Here is a 21,151-nt window from a genome sequence, read left to right as displayed (position 1 = left end):
TACCCAGTCACCAGATTATTTAGCCTTCAATTTGTATGAATATTAATTAGTTATGCGAGTTTTTGCGGCAATTTAAAGGTTAGCGTAACACCATGATCTGGCATGCTATCAATGCTCACCTCACCTTGCAGTGCTTGGGTTGCAAGGTTATAAACTATCGACATACCCAAACCACTACCGCCACTACCACGTTTAGTAGTAAAAAATGGTTCGAACACTTTATGCATTACATCTTCACTCATGCCATGACCATTGTCTTTGTAGGTGACTGTGTAGCTGTGGGTGTCATCATCAATGCTTACAGTAATATCGATTCGATTTTGCTCACGCCCTATAAACCCATGAACACAGCTGTTATTCACAAGATTTAAGAATATTTGGCTAAGGGCTCCCGGAACGGTAATGAGCGAAAAATCATCAACGCAGTCAATGTTCACTTCAACATTATTACTGCGGGTTAGTGGCATTAGACTGTGTAAAATGTTTTCAAAATAGTCTTTAATATTCGTTTCGAGTAAATTGAGTGATGATTGATCAACCGCCGTTTGCTTAAAATCACTAATGAGCTTTGCAGCTCGCTCAAGATTCGCAAAGGAAATTTTGATGCACTCGTTTAAATGATTCATACCCTCAAGTAAGGCCGCTTTTGTTAGCGTATTTGCCTCTATAAGTTGATTAAGGCTATTTAGCTTATCCTTAGCCGAGCTATTTGCTGTTACAGCGATGCCAATAGGCGTATTTACCTCATGAGCAATGCCCGCCACGAGATTACCAAGTGACGCCATTTTTTCGGCTTCAATTAGTTTTTCTTGCATTGCAGTAAGCTCAGATAAGGTTTTTTCAAGGGTACGAGTACGCTCTGCAACACGTTGCTCTAAATGCAGATTAGCACGTTCAAGCTCAGCATTCATGCGTTCATTCTCTTGTGCTGAGAGTGCTCTGCCATATAAGTCAGCTAATGCACCAATAAAGGAGCATTCATCTTCTGTCCATTGCCGTGATCCACCTATATGCTCACAGCAAAATATCCCGATCATTTTACCTTTATAGCGAATTGGTGCATCTAACATAGCGCCAATATTAAGTGGTTTTAAGTAGCTTTCACTAAACTCAAAGGTGGCAGGGTCAGTATGAGCATCCTCTGCGGTGATAGTACGCTGGGTATCGAGTGCTTTGAAATAAGCTGGATATGCATCACGAGGCAATACTAACATTTGAATTTCTTTGCCGTTTTCTCTATCAAGTAGTAATCGGCACTCAATCGCGGTATTTTCGGCATTTAACAACCATATCCCTGCTCTGCCAATTTCAAGGCCATCTAGTACCGCATTCAGAATTAAGCGTTCAGCTAATTCAACATTGCCACTGTCAAGATCGGAAGAAATTGATACTCCATACAGCAGTTGGACTAGTTGTTGGCGCATACTCTCACCTTTTAGTTTTACGACACTTTAAGTCTAGACGAACATTATAAATCTGACAGAATGAATATAAGTTTTTAAAAACTCATTTAGTATTAAGTAGTTGTTCAGATAAATAAGAGTATATTGTACCCAACTCCTGTTAATACCCTTTACGACTTTATGTTGTTTAAGCAGTTTGGCCAGCTCTCCCCCGAGCTGGTTTTTTTTTGCCTAGTCCACAGTGCTAACGCATGTTACAGTTACCTTAGAAATCATCAAAAATTAATATCTCATGCGTTATACCTTAATTTTAATCACATTTTTAATGAGCTTTAGCACTTTTGCAGTTGCTCAAAATGAACCTGAAAACCGCCCTGCGTTAACCGATGTTGAGCAGCAACAAGCTCTCGATAAGCTTCAAGAACCAATGTATAAGCCACTGTTAGAGCGATATATTCTTGATGAATTAAAAGCAGTGCGCCAAGACCAGCAAAAATTACGCGAAGACGTAACTAAGCAAGTAGCTCATACACAACTTGATACCGCAGATCGTGCGATTACTTATACAACAGACACCATTAATAATGTGTTTTTCATTATTACTATTACAGCTTCAATTTTGGTGTTGGTTGGTTGGAATTCCTTGCGTGATGTGAAAAACAAAGTAGAAGACATTGTAAACACACGTGTTAGTGCGATTACACAAGAATACGAAGATCGCTTGAAAGTACTTGAAGAAAAGTTACGTGAGCGATCTGAAGAGATCTTATTAAACCAACAAAAGATCTCGATCACTAACGAAGTTCATTCTTTATGGATGCGTGCCAACTTAGAAAGCGATGTTGCGAATAAGATCGAGATTTTTGACGAAATATTAAAGCGTAAACCTGAAGACGTTGAAGCAATTGCCTATAAAGCGGATGCGCTATTAGAAATTAACGAAACAGGTGAAGCCATTGAACTTTGTAATCAAGCGCTAGAAATTGATAGCGACTACGGCTATGCCTACTGGCAACGTGCTTGTGCGTATGCATTACTGCATAAACATGCTGATGCAATGGCAGACATTCGCATGGCACTTGAGTATTCTCCAAACCTTCGTAACGAGCTATTACACGAAAGCGCTTTTGCCAGCCTGCACGACAACGACAGCTTTAATTCGTTGTTAAACGAAATGGCTTAGCCGAAACCCATGTAGCAGCGGGTTTATCCCGCGTCATAGGCGCTAGGGTTTAGGTTCTAGGCTCTAGGTCCTAGGCGCTGGGACGCGATGTAAAATCGCTGCTACCTAGTACCTCGTAACTTTCGCCTTTCCCCTTGCAACTTGAATTCAACTAACTTTCACCCATAAAAAAGAGCAGCTTAGCTGCTCTTTTTCTAACGGAAGAATAACACTTTGGTTATTTTGCCATTCTCTATTTTGTAGCTGGTGACAAACTCAGAACGCTTGTCGACGACTTTGGGGTCTTGTGAACATGTTTCAGAGAGTTCATGATCAATCACGATGTTGCCAAGCACAATGCGTTTAATTGGTGATGACTTAATGCACTTTAGCTTTTTAAACATGATGCCATATCGAGCAATAAGCTTTTCTTTACCTTTAAACATCAACTCATTCGGGAATGTATAAAACTCTACGTTTTCGTCATACATCTTAATGAATGCATCGATGTTTCGTGCATTATAAGCTGCAATCAGCTGTTCAATCACCGCCATCGATTCACGTGACTGACGCGCTTTTTCTTGCTGCTTAGCTGTAAGGGCTTCTTTAGCTTGGTTAACGGCTTTTTCAGCTTCTGCAACTGCTTGCTGTTTTTCAGCAACTGTTTTTGGTTGCTCTGCAGGTGCGGGAGTTTGCGTGCCTAGCACTTTGCTGTCATCAACTTCTGCAGCCGCTTTTAAAGCTTCTGCGGTGGCTTTTTGCTCATCGCTGCTTTGAGTTTTTTCGGCTGTTGCTTTCGCTGTTTCAGTTTCAGACGCTGATTTTTGTTCTGTTGCAGGCTTTTCTTCAATAAACTCTAAGCTAGGTACGTCCTTCTTTTCGGCTTTTTGTTCATTGCTAATTTGAGGTTGGACTTGCTCTACTGTTTCGTCACTTGCAATTGACTGCCAAGAGAATAATAAACTGATTGCAAAAAATAACGGTTTCATAGTTTTCCTAAATGCATCATGCCTGATTGAGGCGCTAAGGTAGCAAATTATGACTGCTTGGCATAGTTTTTTACCAATATTGCTCTACTGTTATCTGCCCAGGTTCGCGGCGTCTGTTGCGGCTAAAACCCAGCTCTAATAAAATAGCTGTGGTGTCTTTTACCATTTTTGGATTACCGCAAATCATAAACTGTGCGGTATCAGGTACAGTAGGATGCCCTATTACATCAAACAAACGATGGTCTTTAATTACATCTGTGATCCGGCCATTAAAACCTACTTCGGCTGACTCTCGGCTGACTACGGGTGAATAGTAAAGGTTCGGGTACTGTTGCTGAAGCGCTTTAATACGCTCTTGATAGCTTAAGTCCTCGTTAAAACGAACACCATGCACTAGGTGAACATGCTCAAATTTTTGCCACACTTCACCCTGCTCTAATATTGAAATAAAAGGTCCAAGCGCTGTACCAGTACTCAGCATATAAAGTTGTTCGCTGCCAGGTACTTCATCAAGGGTAAAAAAACCTGTGGCGCGACGTTCAATTGTAACTGAGTCACCTGGTTTTAATTGTGCTAGCTGCTGAGAAAGTTGGCCGTCTTTGACGTTAATAAGATAAAACTCAAGATCGGGATTATTAGGCGCATTCACATAAGAGTATGCGCGTGCAACACGTTTATCACCCACTTGCATAGCTAACTTAGTAAACTGCCCTGCCGTAAATGGCTCAACATCGGCATTAACGATTAAGCTAAATAATGACTCAGTCCACCATTTAACGTCTTTAACCTTAGCTTCAACCCAATTAGACATACACATCCTCAATTGTTGTTCCTCTATTAAAAGTGGCAACAATTAGTTGAATTTTCAAGTTTTAAGGGGCGGTTGCAAGTTGCGAGCAGGATTTTACGCGAGGTAAACAGGCAGCTATAAAAAAAGCCGCATAAATGCGGCTTTGAGGTTAGTCTCACTTCACTTTGGGCGTGTTTCCAAATTTCAGTGAATACGTTACCAAGGAACTTATTTAAATTGATTCTAAAGCAATTTTAACCATTTCGTTAAAAGTGCTTTGACGCTCTTCACTTGGTGTTGCTTCACCAGTGATTACGTGGTCACTTACAGTAAATAGTGCCATCGCTTTTGCGCCGTATTCAGCGGCTACGCCGTACATGCCAGCTGTTTCCATATCAACAGCAAGTACGCCTAGCTTGTCTAATTCTTGATAAAAAGTGTTATCTGCTTGATAGAATGTATCTGTTGTAAATACATTACCTACCTTCGCTTCAATACCTAATTCTTTTGCTGCGTTTACACCATTTAGTAATAAACCAAAATCAGCAATTGCGGCAAAGTCGTAACCACGAACGCGCGCACGGTTTACGTTTGAATCAGTACTTGCACCTTGTGCAAAGATAACGTCACGGATTTTGATATCGCTACCAATACCACCACAGGTACCAATACGAATTAGATTTTTAACGCCGTAACTAACGATCAATTCACGGGCATAAATTGACATTGATGGAATACCCATCCCAGAGCCCATAATACTTACTGGTTTACCTTTGTAGGTACCGGTAAAACCATACATATTACGAACGCCTGTTACTTGTTTTGCGTCATCTAAAAAGTTTTCAGCAATGTATTGAGCGCGAAGCGGATCACCCGGCATTAATACCGTTTCTGCAAATTCGCCTACATCGGCGCTGATATGAGGAGTACTCATTATTGGTTTCCTTTTTTGTTCGCTAATAGCTTGTCGTTAAAGCTATCACCGTATTCAAGTGCAGGAAGATTAAACCACTGGGCAAGGGTTTGACCTATGTCTGCAAAACTAGCTCGTTCTCCAAGCGGGGTGTTTGTCATTCCCGGTTGGTAAGCAAGGACTGGCACGTATTCACGTGTATGGTCAGTGCCTGCTGCTGTTGGATCACATCCGTGATCGGCGGTAATGATTAACACATCATCGCTATTTAGCTGATTTAAAATGGTCGGCAGATAATCATCAAACTCTTTTAATGCTTTAGCGTAGCCAACTGCATTACGGCGATGACCGTACTTTTCATCAAAATCAACTAAATTTGTAAAAATCAAACTATGATCAGGTGCACTTGCGATAACTTCTGAGGTTTTCTCAAGTAAGTTCATCAGCCCTGGCGCTTTGTGTTTTTGGGTGATGCCTTGGTGCGCATAAATATCAGAAATTTTACCGATACTGATCACTTCACCACCGTCTTGCGATAATTTATCTAGCAAAGTTGGCGACGGTGGAAGCACCGAGTAGTCACGACGATTACCTGTACGGGCAAAATCATCGCTGCTCGAACCCAAAAATGGCCGCGCAATCACTCTTCCTATGTTCATTTCATCAAGCAGCGCCCGTGCGATTTCGCAAACCTGATAAAGTTTCTCCAGTCCAAATGATTCTTCGTGCGCGGCTATTTGAAACACGCTATCAACTGAGGTGTAGCAAATTGGCATGCCAGTTTGCATGTGCTCTTCACCTAGTTGTTCTAAAATGGTCGTTCCTGAGGCATAGCAGTTACCTAAGATGCCAGGAATACCTGCGCGAGCAATAAGCTCATCAACAAATTCTTGTGGAAAACACGGCTGTGTATTTGGAAAATAACCCCAATCAAACAACACAGGTACACCGGCCATTTCCCAATGTCCAGAAGGTGTGTCTTTACCACTTGATAACTCTTTAGCGTAACCCCACGCGCCAGTAGGTGCTTGTCGGTCACTTACTAAACAAGGTTCTTTACCTGCGGCTTCGCATGCATCAGCTAAACCTAGACGGGTAAGATTGGGCAGCGATAAATGCTCACCAGTTTCTTCTGCATAGGCTTTAAGTAAATGAGCAAAAGTATTTGCGCCTACATCACCAAACTTCTCTGCGTCAGGTGCTGCGCCTATTCCTAGGCTATCTGCCATTAAGATGAGTGCTCTTGCCATGGGTACCTCGTTATCAATATGTGAATACTTTATATGCTCTTCGAATTTTTGGTACAGGACATAAGTCCTGTTTCATAAAACAGAAACATTATAAATTTGCATCCCTAAGCGAAGCAAAAGAGATTAATCGTGTCTTTTTTGCTATTGTGATCTACCTAACAATGTTTCCTTCTGTGTGGGCGAGAACTTTAGTGACACGAACAATTATAGCTATTGCTGGCGCATCTGCGTCGGGCAAGTCTCTTTTTAGCAAGACAATTTATAACGAATTAGTCAATGAGCTTGAACCGGGCGCGATCGCAGTGATCGAAGAAGATGCTTATTACAAAGACCAGTCGCATTTGCCGTTTGACCATCGAACGCAAACCAATTACGACCATCCTGATGCTTTCGAGCATGAGCTTTTGCATGAGCACTTACTTCAATTGCGCGCTGGAAAATCGGTAGACGTACCAACTTATGACTATGCAATGCATACCCGTAGCGATGAAACGCGCCGAGTTGCATCTGCAAAAGTACTTATCGTTGAAGGTATTTTGCTACTGAGTGATCCGGCACTTCGAAAAGAATTTGATATTAAGGTGTTTATTGATACACCGTTAGATATCTGCCTTATGCGCCGTATGCAACGAGATATGGAGCAGCGTGGCAGAACATTACAGTCCGTTGTTGATCAATATCAAGCGACAGTGCGACCTATGTTTTATCAGTTTATTGAGCCATCAAAACACAAAGCTGATCTCGTAGTCACTCGCGGCGGTATGAATCGCGTTGCCATTGATATAATTAAAAGTAAAATAAAATATTTACTGCAACAATAACAACGGGAAATAGTCAGTATGACAACATTTATGAGCTTAGTAGGCATTGTTGTGCTACTAGGCATTGCTTTTGCGGCTTCAACTAACCGTAAAGCGATTAATTTAAGAACAGTAGGCATCGCCTTTTTACTACAAGTGTTAATTGGTGGCTTTGTCTTGTTCTTCGAAGTGGGCAAAAACGTACTAGCAAGTATGTCACGAGGAGTTTCATCGGTTATTGGATATGCCAATGACGGTATAAGCTTCTTATTTGGCTCACTGGCATCGCAAGATACTTTAGGGTTTATTTTTGCGATACAAGTATTGCCCGTTATCGTGTTCTTCTCAGCATTAGTTGCTGTGTTGTATCACATCGGAGTAATGGATTGGATAATCAAGATTCTCGGCGGTGGCTTACAAAAGCTATTGAAAACCTCTCGCCCTGAATCGCTTTCTGCAACCGCCAATATTTTCGTTGGCCAAACAGAAGCACCATTGATTGTTAAGCCATTTATTGCCAGCATGACTAAGTCAGAGCTGTTTGCGGTAATGGTAGGTGGCCTTGCTACCGTAGCAGGTTCTGTTATGGCGGGTTACGTAACAATTGGTGTAGAGCTTAAATACTTAATCGCAGCCAGCTTTATGGCGGCACCAGGTGGTTTCTTAATGGCAAAAATGATTGTGCCAGAGACCGAAACACCAAAAGAAGATTTAGCTGATTTAGACGTACAAGAAGAAAAACCGGTTAACGTAATTGATGCAGCTGCATCAGGTGCCGCAAACGGTATGCATCTAGCACTGAATGTAGGTGCTATGTTACTTGCTTTCGTAGCACTTATTGCACTTTTAAATGGGCTATTAGGCGGTATTGGTGGTTGGTTTGATCATCCAACATTAACGCTACAAGAAATTTTAGGTTACGTATTCGCGCCAGTTGCATGGTTATTAGGTGTACCTTGGAACGAAGCAGTAATCGCAGGCAGTTTTATAGGTCAGAAGGTTGTAGTAAACGAATTTGTTGCTTACCTCGACTTTATTAATTATCGCGATACGTTAAGTGCGCACACACAAGCGATTGTCACATTCGCGTTATGTGGGTTTGCTAACTTATCATCGATAGCAATTTTACTAGGTGGATTAGGCGGTATGGCGCCTAGTCGGCGAAAGGATATCGCACGCTTAGGGCTCAGAGCAGTGTTAGCAGGATCTATGGCTAACCTCATGAGTGCAGCAATTGCAGGTTTTTTCCTCTCGCTAGCTTAGAAACTTAATGAGATGAGCCGTAGTTGCAAAACAATAGGATAGGACTTTAAGGGGTTAAAGGTCTATCTTACTTGAACGATACTTCACCAAGGGCCGCAAGGCCCTTTTATCGTTTTATGTGCTAAGATTTAATTACTAAGTCTATTTAAGTACATAAATGAAATTTTTACGAGTTTATATACTAATCCTTTTCTTTAGTTGGCCAGCACTTTGCGAACCGACCCTGACCGTTGTGACTGAGCTGTCGCCACCAAACCAAACTTTAATCAATAACCAAGTTTCCGGTGAAAGCACCGAATTAGTTAAAGCTATTTTTGCCAAAGCAAACATAAACCCAAATATAGAGCTTTATCCTTGGGCCCGTGCCTACAATATGGCACTTAAGAGACCTAATATCTTTATTTATAGTATGGCGAAGACCCCTGAGCGCGAAAAACACTTTCATTGGATTGGTGAAGTGGCTACCTATCAAATGGGCTTTGTTAAATTAAGCTCTCGCACAGATATAAACATCACCTCAAACGAGCAAGCAAAAGATTACAAAATAGCCGTACAGCGTAATGATTTAGCGGCACAGCGCCTAACAGACCGTGGTTACACTGTGGTCTATACTTCGGATATCAATAAATCATATCAACTGTTAATGTCGGGCAAGGTTGATTTAATTATCGATGATAAAAATTATATTGCAGCTATGGCTGAGCAGCTGGCATTAGATGAGCGCCGCTTTAGCTTTACGCATGGTATCGACTTTTTAACCATGAAAGGCTACCTCGCGGCAAATATTAATACCGAACAACGCTATGTGGATGCGTTAAAAAAAGCATTTAATGAAGTGATGGTGACGCCAAAATACAATACCGTGATGTTACTACAGCGACCTTAATTCGCCTTATATTGCTCAATATACTTTTCTAGTAGTCCTTGTTTACTCAGCTTGTTATAACTTGCTTGAAATCGAGCAACTAACTCATCAGGTAATGCTTTATTTAGCGCTAGAAAGTTACCCACGGCGCCATTCAGAGGCAATTCAACTAACTTAACCACTTCTCTGCCTTGGTGACCATACTGCATTAATTGATATTTAAACGATAGCTCTGAGCCTATGATCAGCTCAATTTTATTTTTAAAAAATAGGTTAATACATTCGTAATAGTGACTCACTTTTAGAAGATTTTTATCACCTTCATAGCCAATGCTTTCTACGAATTTTTCGTAAATGCTGTCTCTGACAACACATAAACTATGATCTTTTACTTGAGATAAGTCGATAGGATTAATGCGATCATTTGATTGTAAGCGATAAAAAAAGTTACGTGATGAAGCCAGTGGACCAACCCACTTGAATAACTCTTCTCGATCAGGAACTCGTGCCGTAGAGACTAGGCCTGATTGTGGTTTTTTCTGTGCAAAGTGATATGCCCTAGACCAAGGTAAAAGCTCGAAGTGACATTCAATGTCTGCATCAACACACATTGCTTTGACAAATTTAAGATTAATGCCTTCTAGGTGCCCTTTGTTTGAAAAATTATATGGCGGGAATTGCTCGGTGTAAATGGTGACACTATCCTTTGCCATTACTACGGGTGCAAAACTTAGGCATGCTAACAACAATAATTTTAAGATAATTAATACACCCTAATTAAATAGCTGCATTAAATATAGAAATTTTCATTAGCTCAGTCAATTTTTAAGCACAAAAAAAGCAAGCCGTAGCTTGCTTCTTCTTAATTTTTACTAAAAGTAAAAATTATAACGGAGTGATGTTATCCGCTTGTGGGCCTTTTTGACCTTGTGAAAGAGTGAACTCTACACGTTGGCCTTCAGCTAAAGTTTTGAAACCGTCGCTTTTAATAGCGCTGAAGTGTGCGAACACGTCTGGGCCATTTTCTTGCTCGATGAAACCAAAACCTTTAGATTCGTTAAACCACTTAACTGTACCTGATACGATGTTAGACATAGTATTATTCCTGATATAAAAAATTAAAAATGCCCTAATGGGCGGGTGTAGCAAAAAATGAGATGGTACTTAAAAACTTCAGGACGGTACTACAAGTATTACTTATACAACAACGAAATAAAGATTTATTAATTACACGCTTTCTTTCTAGCTGGTGCCCACTATATAGAGTTACTAAGATAAGTCAAACACTATCGTCATTAAAACTCAAATTCCAATGCTAAGCGAAAGCTATGATCTTTACCGGATTGACTCAGTTCGCTGATAAAACCAGCTTCCCATTTTAACTGACGTTTTGGACTAAACCTATGTAAACCAATAAAGCCGGGACCAACCCCAACAAAGTCCTCACCAGCGTAAATTTCTATTGATGGTTGAAATGCTGATCGATAGCGATAACGATACTGCAAACGAAACTCGCTTTCCCACTCATTCTCGATATCTGCGCCCCATTCATACACTAAAAATGCATTCATAGTCAGGCTTGTACGGCCAAACTCTTTTTCCCATAAAAAGCCAGTCGTTGCTTCGTAAGCATCCACTGTATGTTGTTTTTCAAGCTCAAATAGTGCCCCCCAGTCAGCCCATAATCGTCCCTGTTCAACAAGCTGCCAACGTAACTCGACCTCGTATGAAGATAACCCAAAATCGCCGTTATCGTCTCGTTCGCCAACCAAATAACCTTCAAGACTCATGGTGTCATTAATTGCCCCACCAAAACCTGCGCGCTGCGCTAAAACATTGCCGCTATCAGTTTGTCTCGACACTAAACGCCACTCTACTTCGCGCTCAAAAGGCATTACATAAGGGTGATATACTTTATCGACCACCATGCCATCAGCATGTGCGACTTGACTAATAGTTGCTAACAGCAAACAGCTTAAGCTAATCATTAAGAACCGCATACTGGCTCCTCTGTCTTTTTAATTTTTAAAACACGCGCTAAGGCGATAAATACCAACGCTGCAACTACATACACCCAAAGCGCTGTTTTACTTGGTGTGGCTTCGTAACCCAATAAGGCTTTTAATACCCGCCCTAGTTCTGAGTTTTCAACTAGAAACCCACGCCAATCTAAATAATTTGAAGTCACATCGAGTAGGTCTACCTGACTTGCTAAATCAAGAAGTATCAATAACTTTGCTGTTGCATTTAAGGCAAGCAACACAACTAAAGGCTGCACGCCTGCGCGTTTAACAACACTTTCAAGTAAAAAGAACAGTAACACACCAAAGCTAATACAAATACCAACCCCTAATAAGGTACCAAGTATCAGTGGCTCAGCAGTATCTTTGCTGTGCCAGAAACTGACTAAATAAATCATGTAGTGACTTAAATACAACGTCATGGTAGCAACCAATGCGACAGCTGCGGCCTGACTTCGTTGCTGACAACTAATTAATGCAGCTGCAAAAATCACAATACACAGCAACATTTGCATGAACTCTAAGCCTCTATGATCAAATAACTGGCTCACCCATGCAGCGCCTTGTACAAACACTAAACTCATCACAATACCAATAACGGCATAAATACATAGCTGACGCTGATTTAAAGGCACAATCAAACCCAGAAGCACAGCTAAAATAACCACAGGCAGAAGCTGATTTATACTCATCAGCAGACTAGTTATCAGCATCATCCACCTCCGTAGCCACAACAGTCCCTCGAGCAGTGTTAGGCGAAAATTCACCAAAAAAATCATAACGCCCAGGGCTTAATGGGCCGATATAAATCACACTGGTTCGGCCTGGGTAGAGCACTTTTTCGCGGTTTAAGTCAAAGCTATCGAACTCTTCAGGAGTGTCATCTTGATTTTCGATTAATAGTCGCAGCTTTTTATTGGCAGGTACTTTAATTTCAGCGGGGTAAAATAGATGATCTCTTAAGATCAGTTTGTACTCTTTGGCATAAGCAAGCCAAGACGACATACATAGTAGCAGCATAGAGAATGCCAAAATCCATTTATTCACTAATCTCTCCTTGCATAAAAGAGACGCTTACTCGCAAGCCACCGAGGTGACTATCTGCAAGCGCAATATCAGCGTTATAAATCGATACTATGTGTTCAACAATAGCCATACCAAGCCCGGCTCCTTGCTCACCGGATGGATGTTTATCGCCACCCACGCGGTAAAAACGGTTAAAAATGCGCTGCTTTTGAGCTTCATCAATACCTGGACCGGAGTCATCAATTTGCCAGATAAAACGATTACCTTCGGCTTTAAGAGTAATACAAATCTCTCCCACAGCTGGTGTATATTTTATGGCGTTACTCAGTAAATTGCCAAATAAAGTGATCAAAGTGAATTCATCACCAGCAATAATAAAATCATCACCATCTATGCTAATTGTATGCTCTTTTTCATCGATACGGTCATAAAGTTGTGCTACAACTTGCTGGCTAACCTCTAATACCGATACAGGGCTAAATTGCGCCTGCCACTGCTCTGGGTATGTTCGCCCTAAAATCAACATCTGCTCAACGATATTACTCAGTTTATCAACGCCTTTTTCCATCGCATCAAGTTCTACACTATCGACACCTTGGGCAAGTAAATTATGTACATTTATTTTTAAGCTACTAAGCGGTGTGCGCAGCTCATGGGCCGCATCTGAGGCAAAAAATCGTTCTCGTAAATAGGCACTTTCAACACGCTTAAATAGATCGTTTAAGCGGCTGATTACGGGTTTAATTTCTTGTTCTGGGGTCTGCCAAGGGATCGCAGTAAAGTCATTTGCTTGTCTATGTTTAAGTTGATTAGATAACCGAGTGAGTGGCGCAAGCCCTTGTTTTACAAAAACACTAATAAGCAGTGCTAAGATTGGTACGCTCCATAACAATGGCGTCATAGCCGATAAAATCACTGTTTCTGTTAGTGCCACACGTTTACTCAATGGCTCAGCAATAAGCACCCGCTTATCTCCTTCGCTTAAACGGTATACTTTGACTCGTTGCCCTGCCAAATTCTCAACACTAAACCCGGTTTGCCAGTGATTTTGATTGATTGGGTTATTTTGTAATGACTTTGAGCTTGAGACCAAACTGTCATCCACCCAAACCTGAAATAATAACTGCGGTAAATTACTCGTATAGGCAGGAGTTTCTTTATTTAACGGCTGTTCAATCAACACATGCGCAAGCGTTACTAGCTCATTATCAAGCAGTGCTTCAGCCTGATTCATACTTTCTCGATAACCTTTAGTAAAAGCCAAAAAGCAGGTTAAGATCACCATAGACAAGATAAGTAAGGTGAGTCGCTTACGAATTGACACTAGCGTTTACCTACCACATAACCAATGCCGCGTAAGGTTTTTATGAACTCTTTAGGAAATTTTTTACGTAAGTGATGAATATGCACTTCGATGGTATTTGATCCCACCTCTTCGCCCCACTCATAGAGTTTACTTTCTAGCTGCTGTTTTGATTGCACGCGGCCCTGATTTTCTAACAAAGCTTTAAGGAGCATGAACTCTTTACGCGGAAGATTAACGGGCTCTCCTTGATAACTCACGGTAAAAGCCGCGGTATCCATTTCAACATCACCGACTTTTAAGGTGCTGGTTTGTGCTTGTGTCAGGCGCCTGCTTGCAACCCGAAGACGTGCAAATAATTCAGCGGGATCAAACGGTTTTGCAAGATAATCATCAGCCCCTAAATCTAAACCCATAACTTTATCGTCGATACTACCCCTAGCAGTTAAAATCACCACAGGAATGTTTTTACGATGTTTTTTTATATGCTTTAAAATGTCGATGCCATCACCGTCAGGTAGCCCTAAATCAAGGACTACCAGCTCAATTTCATCGTTGTGCAGCCATTGCATCGCTGACTTAACGGTCGAACTATGTTCAACACTATATCCTTGTTGACGCAAAGAGCGGCACAGGCCTTCAGCCACTAAATGGTCGTCTTCAACGAGCAATAAATGCATAGTTTATCTCTTTATTTTTTTCTCTACCTTAGCCAATAGTTTAGTAATTTCTTGTTGGCGGTAAAGATCTGCTTTTGGTCTATCAGGGCGCGCTGGCGCTTGCTGAGCAACCAATAAAAATTCTTTAGCTGATTTATACTTACGCTCGTCATATAGGAATGAAGCATATAAATAGTTACTATCGATACCACGAGGATTTAGCTCAAGCGCTTGCTGAAACAGCTTTTTCGCTTCATCATCATCACCAAAACCAATTGGCCAACCCGGCACTTTACCGTACAAGGTAGCAAGGCTGGTGTATGCTGAACCGTCGAGCGCTTTTGGATCTAAGCTTAGCGCTTTTTCAAATTGCGCTTTAGCATCTTTTGCAAGACCAAGAGCACCTAAGCCCCCTTTCGCTCCCGCATAACTCGATAGCACGATACCGTACCAAATATGACTTGCAGCCTGCTGGTCATTCGCTTTTGTAAATTCAGCCGTTTCGTTGGCTAGTTTTTCAAAGGCATCTAATTGCGCATCATCAACTAATTCGTAATTAACCACTGCCCACTTTTTTTGCACCGAACTTAAATCACTATTAAAGTCGGCTTTTGCAGGCGCGGCCATGATAACACCTAACATCATTAGGGCTTTAAAATTTAGTTTAGTCATAATCATTCACCTTAATCAATTTAGTTCGCAAAAAAACTTTTAATTTTAGGAAGTTGTTTTGCTATTGCGTTATCAACTAGTGATGGAAATGCGCCGTTAATACGGGCAAATAATGTTTCAGGGAAGCCGATAAAACGGCGACGTTTTTTTGATTTAATTAAATCTATTAATGCATCTGCCACTTTTTCAGGCGGATCCATCGTGTTACCAAGCTCTTTGTTCATCGCGCGCACTTGTGGCGAATTGATCGCGGTATCAGTCGCGCGAGGTGCTAAATACAATATTTTCACATCGCTGTGGCTGAGCTCTCTGGCAAGGGCTTCTGTCATACCTCTAAGTCCAAACTTGCTGGCGCAGTACAAGGTTTGATATGGATATCCGATGCTACCAAACGATGAACCTATATTCACAATCGTGCCTTTGTTGCGTGTAATTTGTGGTAAAAATAGCTGGCATAATTTAATTGGCACATGCAGGTTGATATTTAACAGGTGATCTATTTGCTGCTCACTGATTTCACTAAAGCCCTGCATCACATTGACGCCTGCATTATTGATAAGTAATGTTGCACCACCAATTTGCTGAGCAAACTTGGCAAGATCATCACGGGATTCACTGTTACTTAGATCAGCCTGAAAATACTCTGCGTCATTACCACACTCCAACTTCAGTGCAGCAAGTTGCTTAACATTTCGGCCTACCAGCAATAAACGCCACCCTTCTTTCACAAGGCTAAGAGCAATAGCACGGCCAATGCCCCCAGTTGCGCCGGTTAGCACACAAACTGGGCTACTCATGCGCTTTGCTCCATGTCCGCCTCTGTAAAGAAAGGTTCTGAGTCGAGGTCACGAAAAATATTGCCGTATAGTTTGTAAAAACATTTAGCGGCGTGAATAATGGCTTGTTGGTCGTCCTCGTTGTCTATTTTATTCATTAGTGATTCGAAGAACTTAACGTGTTCAATATCAAGTGCACCGTGCGAAGTAAGGTATGAAAAAGCCTTTTTAGGTAGCCCAACAACCTCACGGATTTGTCCTGCAGCATTATCTGCTAATGCAATAGAAGTACCTTCAAGCACATGAACCATACCAAAGAAAGCTAAAGGATTACCGCGATTAATTGCATCATAGGCATACGACACCATTAATTCGGTCGAAAACTGTGGACGAGAATTACGTACCAACTCTTTATCAAAACCGCATGCAGCAATATCATTTAATACCCATTCTTGATGGCCTAACTCTTCTTCAATGTATTCTGCAACAGCTTCACGCAGCCACTCTTGTTTATCGGTAAGCTTTGCACCCACAGCCATTAGTAGTGGCACTGTGTGCTTAACATGGTGATATGCTTGAGTTAAAAACGATGCATATTCACTAAGGCTTACTTCACCTTTAAAAACTCGGCCAATAATCGGCGCAGCTAAAAGATAGTCGCGCTCATTTTGTGTTTCGGCTTGTAATGTATTGAAAAATTGACTCATGCTCGTCGCCTCTTTGTAAAATGCTGAAATTTCTCTAGCAAAAAATTGGTTAATAACATCGCGTTTTGGGCGATTATTGCTAGTTAATAAACCTTGGGTGTGGCTCATTGGCTCTGCCAGACGATGCCATTTTTTTATCTGTGCGTATTCGGGTAACTGCGCGTTTTGTTTAGCAATGTGTGCTGCAAGCTCATTGTCACTCATCGCTTGGTTTGCAAAGATAAGCGCAGCTAAAAACGCTTGGCCTTCGCCAATAACGACAGCTTGCTGTACCTGACTGTGGCTGAGCAATAATGACTCCGGCCACTCAGCACTGATATTGCGTCCAAAGCTCGTGATAAGCTGATTTTTCAAGCGGCCTTGGATAACCAAACGGCCTTCTTGCTCAGTAACTAAGTCTCCAGTGGCATACCAATCGTCGGTATTTTGTGCAGCTTGACCTAAATAACCTAAAAATAATGAACCTTTGATATAAAGTTGGCCATTTTCAATTTTATATTGAATATGTTTAAGTACTCGGCCTGCAGTTTCGATGTCATCATCATTACTAGTGTTTAAACTCACCACGGATGAAGACTCAGACAAACCATAACCTTGATACACAGGTAAGCCACATTTACGGGCTTGCTTAATAAGCTGCTGACTTACAACCGCGCCACCTACAGCAATAAACTTTAAGCTTTTAGGCGCTTGCCAGCCTTGCTTTGCAAAAGCCACCAAACAGGTAAGAAGTTCTGGCACTAAAATAAGAGTATTTGGCTCAGTACGTTCAATTGCAGCAATCAATTTGTGAGGTTCAAGTAACTGCGCACCAGAAAAACCAAGTTCAGCTAAAGGGACCAAATTAACCGTACCACCAGCTAATAGCGGCGCATAAACACCTGCTAAGTTCTCAAGCAAAACCGGTAACGGCAATAAACACAAATGGTTTGGTTTTTCTAAACCAATGCTTTGATAGAGTGATGTAGCTACCTGCATTTGACTTTCAAGAGATAAACACACGCCTTTTGGTGTACCCGTTGAGCCCGATGTAAAGGTAATCTTTTGCGTGTTAGCAAAATAAGGCACAGGCTGTGTATTACTCAGTTGATAAACACATAAAGGGTAATGCTTACACACGTCAACTAACGCCACTAACTTAGCATGCTCACCTTCGTATGCGCGGTCACATACAAATAGCCCTGCCCCACTGTTTTGCAAACCAAATGCAATTTGCTGAGCAGTAAAAAACGTTGGTAGCGGAATCGCGACTCTTTTAAGATCGCTAATCGCGGCTTCCAATACACACCATGCTGGCGTGTTATCTAATTGATAAGCGATGCCTTGGGCATCAAATTCAGCTAAGGTTGGCAGTAAACGAGTTACTTGCTCAGTAAACTCTTGTTTAGTTAGTGAGCGTACACCATCACTTTGATGGCAAACCATCAATGTGTCGCTATCCTTATGCGGTAATTGTGTTAACCAGCTCATAACGCCTCCAAAAATACAGCAAGCTCAAGTGATGACTGCAAACACTGCTGTTTGATATTGAATAAAACTGGGGTGTTTAATACACGTTGATGTGCTTCGTTTAGGTCAACCACACAAATGGTTGGTTGATTGTCGTAATAGCTACCCCAGCTGGCTGGATCTTGAAGTGCTTGTGCATTGGCAACACCGATTTCTTTGCAATTCACACCAAGCATTTTTAATAACGCTCTCACTTTACGGGTTGCGCAAAACACTAAATATTTTGCTCCTGCCTGATAAAGTGCTTCGTTCATTAAAACAAAATGTGCCAAGGTGGCTTTTCGATGCGTTGAGCATAAATTACCTAGCTCAAAAATGTGCTCACGCTTGGCACTGACAAAGTGCTCAATAGACGCAGGGAGGTATTGTTCAATAAACAAAGGCTGTGATGCAGAGCGAAGACCTAAAGTACATACTTCATCATCAACATTAAGCTCGCAAAGTAGCGGCATGAATTGCGAAATTTTCGCGTCATACGCAGCAGCAAAGCCTTGCTTGATATTGCTCTCAAGGCGGTCACGGAATTGACCTCCTTCACGAGTGCAAACAAAGGCTGGCTCTTGAACTTGAGTTTGTTGTAATTGTTGAACTGAAAGCATAATTGTTCGCTCCACTTAGGTTATGTGTAAAATTTATCGAGCGAAACTTAAATAAAACTTAAGAAAAATTAATTTTTATAAATATTTTTCAAACTAATGAAATTTAATGATTTTATTTTTATTAAAAACAAAAATGCCAGTCTGTTAGACTGGCATTTTAATGCTTAAATTAACGTTAAACTTAGATTACTTAACGATAGTCATCTCTTTCAGTAGATTTTGCGCATTATCAACTTTATCCATCACCCATAACATGTATCGTGAATCAACGTGAATTGAGCGATTTAAGTTTTCATCGTAATCCCAATCACCAATAATGCTTTCGTAAACACCATCAAATAATAAACCAACCAGTTCAGCATTACCGTTTAACGTTGGTGAGCCTGAGTTACCACCTGTGGTATCTACATTTGATAAAAAGTTAACCGGAACAGTATTCATACCGCCGGTGTAATCACCATAAAGCTTTTGCTTAATTAACTCATTTTGCTTTTCTGGTGAGTTGAATGGTTCAACACCGGTGTTTTTAGCAAGCAGTCCCTCTAGAGTTGTAAAGGGGGTTGCCACTATGCCATCTTGCGGTGAATAGCCGCCTACCGTGCCGTAAGTTACACGTAGGGTGCTGTTCGCATCAGCATAAACAGGTTTATTAAGTGCCTTGTTATAAGCGATAATTGCTTCCATTAATGCAGGGCGAGCGGCTTGCTGTTTACCGGCCAGCTCTTTTTTCGCATCTTCTATATCTTTAGTGGCAGCAAAAATAGCCTGAGCGTACTGAATGAAAGGATCGCTACTTTGTTTTAACTGTGCAAGGTCAAGGCCTGCCATCCATAAGCGTTTACTCTCATCAGCAAGAACAGATTTAGCATACATTTCATCAAGTAAAGCTTGTTGTTTTTGCTTGTCAAAACCGTTTGTTAAACCAAGCGCTTTATCAACTTCTGCAACACGTTGGTCCTTTGGTAATGCCGCATACTGCTCAATAAAGTACAGCAATATTGCTTTATCAACAGCTTCATCATAACGACGGCTCATGCTTTTTAAACGTGACTCGATACGTGGCATATCACGCTCTTGATAACCGCTTTCGCGCTCAGCATCTGGCTTTTGTTTTTCGTACGCTAAACGATATAAACGTCGAGCAGTTGAAATCATTTGTGAGCGGTGTACGTAACCTAACATACGGTCGCGCTGGTTATGCTCTTGCGACTGTGCAACTAGCGCTGATAAATCAGCAAGTACATGTCCGTATTTAGCTTTGCGCTTACTATCTTGATTGATCCACGCTGTGAGATCTTTTTCGAATTGTTGCTTACGGCTATACATTGAACCTTTGTTAAAGCTCTCAATCATTGAGCCATAGTTTTTAATGTAATTGTTGTAACCCGCAATCGTGCTTTCGTAAGCGATTCGTGCCTCTGAACCCTCTGGGGCATTTTCTTCAATTAACGAAACATATTTAGAATTATATTTACGCGCTAATGGGTAGGCTGTATTAAACACGTAGTCAACTTCAGGCGATATACGGTAACGGTTTGTGCTACCCGGATAACCGGTAACCATCACAAAATCGCCTTCTTGTACGCCTTTAGCACTTACTTTTAAAAACGCATCACTTTGGTACGGCACGTTGTCTTCCGAATATTCAGCAGGCTTGCCATCTTTGCCAACATACGCGCGATAGAACGAGAAATCACCCGTATGGCGCGGCCACATCCAGTTATCGATATCACCGCCGTATTTACCCACACCCATAGCGGGTGCATACGCTAAACGTACATCTTTAATTTCTAGTGATTTGATGAGGTAATACTCAAGACCACCATGGAAAGTGTACACATTACAGCGATAGCTTGGATCTTGCTCACATTCACTAACAAGTGCTTTTTCATTTGCTTCAATAGCATCAAAACGTGCTTTACCTGTTAGCTGGTCAGTACCTTGGTTAACTTTATCAGTGACTTCGGTTACTTGTTCTGTCACATAAACACGAGACCCCGGCGCAGCAGGTACTTCTTCACCTGTTGACTTAGCTAAAAAGCCATTTTCTAAAATATTATTGTCGGTAGTTGAGTTATATTGAATCGAACCATAAGCACAGTGATGATTAGTTACCACTAAACCTTTTGGAGAAACAAACGAAGCGGTACAGCCACCAAGGCTAATTACCGCGTTCATCGGAAACTCAGTCAGTTTTGAAATTGATTGTACATCAATGCTCAAACCTTTCGCTTTTAATATAGATTCAAGTTCCGGTAGCTGGTGAGGTTGCCACATGCCTTCGTCGGCAACAGCAACATTTGCTACAGCAAGACCTACTGCAGCAGCAATAAATTTAAAACGCATAGTCATCCTTTTTGTTATGTTTATCATTTTTAGCGCTCATATAATTATCATGGTGCTAGTGAATAGCAATAATTTGCGACCGCTAATGTCAAAATTTG

The 21,151-nt window shown here is 41.3% G+C and carries 21 protein-coding genes and 1 pseudogene; 4 read left to right on the top strand and 18 right to left on the bottom strand.

From position 1 onward, the window contains the following. Window positions 1–50: 50 nt before the first annotated feature. Window positions 51–1,424, bottom strand: coding sequence for an ATP-binding protein (locus HCZ11_RS00825; protein WP_167657343.1), 1,374 nt, complete (start codon window positions 1,422–1,424; stop codon window positions 51–53). Window positions 1,425–1,695: 271 nt separating this feature from the next. Between HCZ11_RS00825 and HCZ11_RS00820 the strand changes: the two genes are divergently transcribed. Further along, window positions 1,696–2,586, top strand: a complete 891-nt coding sequence (locus tag HCZ11_RS00820) for a tetratricopeptide repeat protein (protein WP_130052970.1) — start codon at window positions 1,696–1,698, stop codon at window positions 2,584–2,586. 194 nt (window positions 2,587–2,780) lie between these two features. Here HCZ11_RS00820 and HCZ11_RS00815 read toward each other — a convergent pair whose 3' ends face one another. From HCZ11_RS00815 to HCZ11_RS00800, 4 genes are all read right to left on the bottom strand, one after another. Beyond that, on the bottom strand, window positions 2,781–3,554 hold the full coding sequence (locus HCZ11_RS00815; protein ID WP_254869043.1) for a nuclear transport factor 2 family protein: 774 nt from the start codon (window positions 3,552–3,554) through the stop codon (window positions 2,781–2,783). A gap of 70 nt (window positions 3,555–3,624) precedes the next feature. Continuing rightward, the gene (locus HCZ11_RS00810) at window positions 3,625–4,365 is read right to left on the bottom strand and encodes a ferredoxin--NADP reductase (RefSeq protein ID WP_130052972.1); all 741 of its coding nucleotides are present in this window, start codon (window positions 4,363–4,365) and stop codon (window positions 3,625–3,627) included. 211 nt (window positions 4,366–4,576) lie between these two features. Further along, on the bottom strand, window positions 4,577–5,278 hold the full coding sequence (gene deoD, locus HCZ11_RS00805; RefSeq protein WP_130052973.1) for a purine-nucleoside phosphorylase: 702 nt from the start codon (window positions 5,276–5,278) through the stop codon (window positions 4,577–4,579). Then, window positions 5,278–6,507, bottom strand: coding sequence for a phosphopentomutase (locus tag HCZ11_RS00800; protein WP_130052974.1), 1,230 nt, complete (start codon window positions 6,505–6,507; stop codon window positions 5,278–5,280). Before HCZ11_RS00800 ends, deoD begins: the two co-directional genes overlap by 1 nt. A gap of 191 nt (window positions 6,508–6,698) precedes the next feature. Between HCZ11_RS00800 and udk the strand changes: the two genes are divergently transcribed. The 3 genes from udk to HCZ11_RS00785 all read left to right on the top strand — a co-directional run bounded on the left by udk (window position 6,699) and on the right by HCZ11_RS00785 (window position 9,456). Beyond that, the gene (gene udk / locus HCZ11_RS00795) at window positions 6,699–7,328 is read left to right on the top strand and encodes a uridine kinase (RefSeq protein WP_130052975.1); all 630 of its coding nucleotides are present in this window, start codon (window positions 6,699–6,701) and stop codon (window positions 7,326–7,328) included. 18 nt (window positions 7,329–7,346) lie between these two features. Further along, entirely contained in the window at window positions 7,347–8,570 is a 1,224-nt protein-coding gene (locus tag HCZ11_RS00790) for a NupC/NupG family nucleoside CNT transporter (protein ID WP_130052976.1), read from the top strand. 157 nt (window positions 8,571–8,727) lie between these two features. After that, the gene (locus HCZ11_RS00785) at window positions 8,728–9,456 is read left to right on the top strand and encodes an ABC transporter substrate-binding protein (RefSeq protein ID WP_167657342.1); all 729 of its coding nucleotides are present in this window, start codon (window positions 8,728–8,730) and stop codon (window positions 9,454–9,456) included. Here the strand turns inward: HCZ11_RS00785 and HCZ11_RS00780 are convergent. The 13 genes and pseudogenes from HCZ11_RS00780 to HCZ11_RS00725 all read right to left on the bottom strand — a co-directional run bounded on the left by HCZ11_RS00780 (window position 9,453) and on the right by HCZ11_RS00725 (window position 21,053). Further along, on the bottom strand, window positions 9,453–10,148 hold the full coding sequence (locus HCZ11_RS00780) for an ABC transporter substrate-binding protein (protein WP_167657341.1): 696 nt from the start codon (window positions 10,146–10,148) through the stop codon (window positions 9,453–9,455). The genes HCZ11_RS00785 and HCZ11_RS00780 overlap by 4 nt on opposite strands. 172 nt (window positions 10,149–10,320) lie before the next feature. Then, the gene (locus HCZ11_RS00775) at window positions 10,321–10,530 is read right to left on the bottom strand and encodes a cold-shock protein (protein ID WP_036972536.1); all 210 of its coding nucleotides are present in this window, start codon (window positions 10,528–10,530) and stop codon (window positions 10,321–10,323) included. 200 nt (window positions 10,531–10,730) lie between these two features. After that, a complete protein-coding gene (locus tag HCZ11_RS00770) occupies window positions 10,731–11,423 on the bottom strand; it encodes a hypothetical protein (protein WP_239978019.1) in 693 nt (230 codons plus the stop codon). Beyond that, a complete protein-coding gene (locus tag HCZ11_RS00765) occupies window positions 11,423–12,172 on the bottom strand; it encodes an iron transporter (RefSeq protein ID WP_250662072.1) in 750 nt (249 codons plus the stop codon). Before HCZ11_RS00765 ends, HCZ11_RS00770 begins: the two co-directional genes overlap by 1 nt. Further along, window positions 12,156–12,503, bottom strand: a complete 348-nt coding sequence (locus HCZ11_RS00760; protein ID WP_256854101.1) for a cupredoxin domain-containing protein — start codon at window positions 12,501–12,503, stop codon at window positions 12,156–12,158. The genes HCZ11_RS00765 and HCZ11_RS00760 overlap by 17 nt, the downstream gene beginning before the upstream one ends. Beyond that, the gene (locus HCZ11_RS00755) at window positions 12,496–13,806 is read right to left on the bottom strand and encodes an ATP-binding protein (RefSeq protein WP_167657340.1); all 1,311 of its coding nucleotides are present in this window, start codon (window positions 13,804–13,806) and stop codon (window positions 12,496–12,498) included. The genes HCZ11_RS00760 and HCZ11_RS00755 overlap by 8 nt, the downstream gene beginning before the upstream one ends. Further along, window positions 13,806–14,465 carry a response regulator transcription factor gene (locus HCZ11_RS00750; RefSeq protein WP_167657339.1) on the bottom strand — a complete coding sequence of 220 codons (660 nt, stop codon included), beginning with the start codon at window positions 14,463–14,465 and terminating at the stop codon, window positions 13,806–13,808. Before HCZ11_RS00750 ends, HCZ11_RS00755 begins: the two co-directional genes overlap by 1 nt. 3 nt (window positions 14,466–14,468) lie before the next feature. Further along, window positions 14,469–15,089: a hypothetical protein gene (locus HCZ11_RS00745; protein ID WP_239978018.1), complete on the bottom strand. Its 621-nt coding sequence runs from the start codon at window positions 15,087–15,089 to the stop codon at window positions 14,469–14,471. 47 nt (window positions 15,090–15,136) lie between these two features. Next, window positions 15,137–15,913 carry an SDR family oxidoreductase gene (locus HCZ11_RS00740; RefSeq protein ID WP_130052983.1) on the bottom strand — a complete coding sequence of 259 codons (777 nt, stop codon included), beginning with the start codon at window positions 15,911–15,913 and terminating at the stop codon, window positions 15,137–15,139. Then, window positions 15,910–16,599 (bottom strand): TenA family transcriptional regulator, encoded by a 690-nt coding sequence (locus tag HCZ11_RS19535; protein WP_205987957.1) that lies wholly within the window; start codon window positions 16,597–16,599, stop codon window positions 15,910–15,912. The genes HCZ11_RS00740 and HCZ11_RS19535 overlap by 4 nt, the downstream gene beginning before the upstream one ends. Window positions 16,600–17,073: 474 nt before the next feature. After that, window positions 17,074–18,024 (bottom strand): annotated as a pseudogene (locus tag HCZ11_RS00735) (AMP-binding protein); the annotation flags it as partial. Between the two features lie 41 nt (window positions 18,025–18,065). Continuing rightward, a complete protein-coding gene (locus HCZ11_RS00730) occupies window positions 18,066–18,707 on the bottom strand; it encodes a thermostable hemolysin (protein ID WP_130052985.1) in 642 nt (213 codons plus the stop codon). Window positions 18,708–18,893: 186 nt separating this feature from the next. Next, the gene (locus tag HCZ11_RS00725) at window positions 18,894–21,053 is read right to left on the bottom strand and encodes a S46 family peptidase (RefSeq protein ID WP_167657336.1); all 2,160 of its coding nucleotides are present in this window, start codon (window positions 21,051–21,053) and stop codon (window positions 18,894–18,896) included. Window positions 21,054–21,151: the final 98 nt, after the last annotated feature.

Origin of the sequence: Pseudoalteromonas sp. HF66 (assembly GCF_011806445.1) — a bacterium.
GTDB classification, from domain to species: domain Bacteria; phylum Pseudomonadota; class Gammaproteobacteria; order Enterobacterales; family Alteromonadaceae; genus Pseudoalteromonas; species Pseudoalteromonas apostichopi.
Note: the sequence above shows the minus strand (reverse complement) of the source record. Positions and strands in the feature narration are given on the sequence as shown.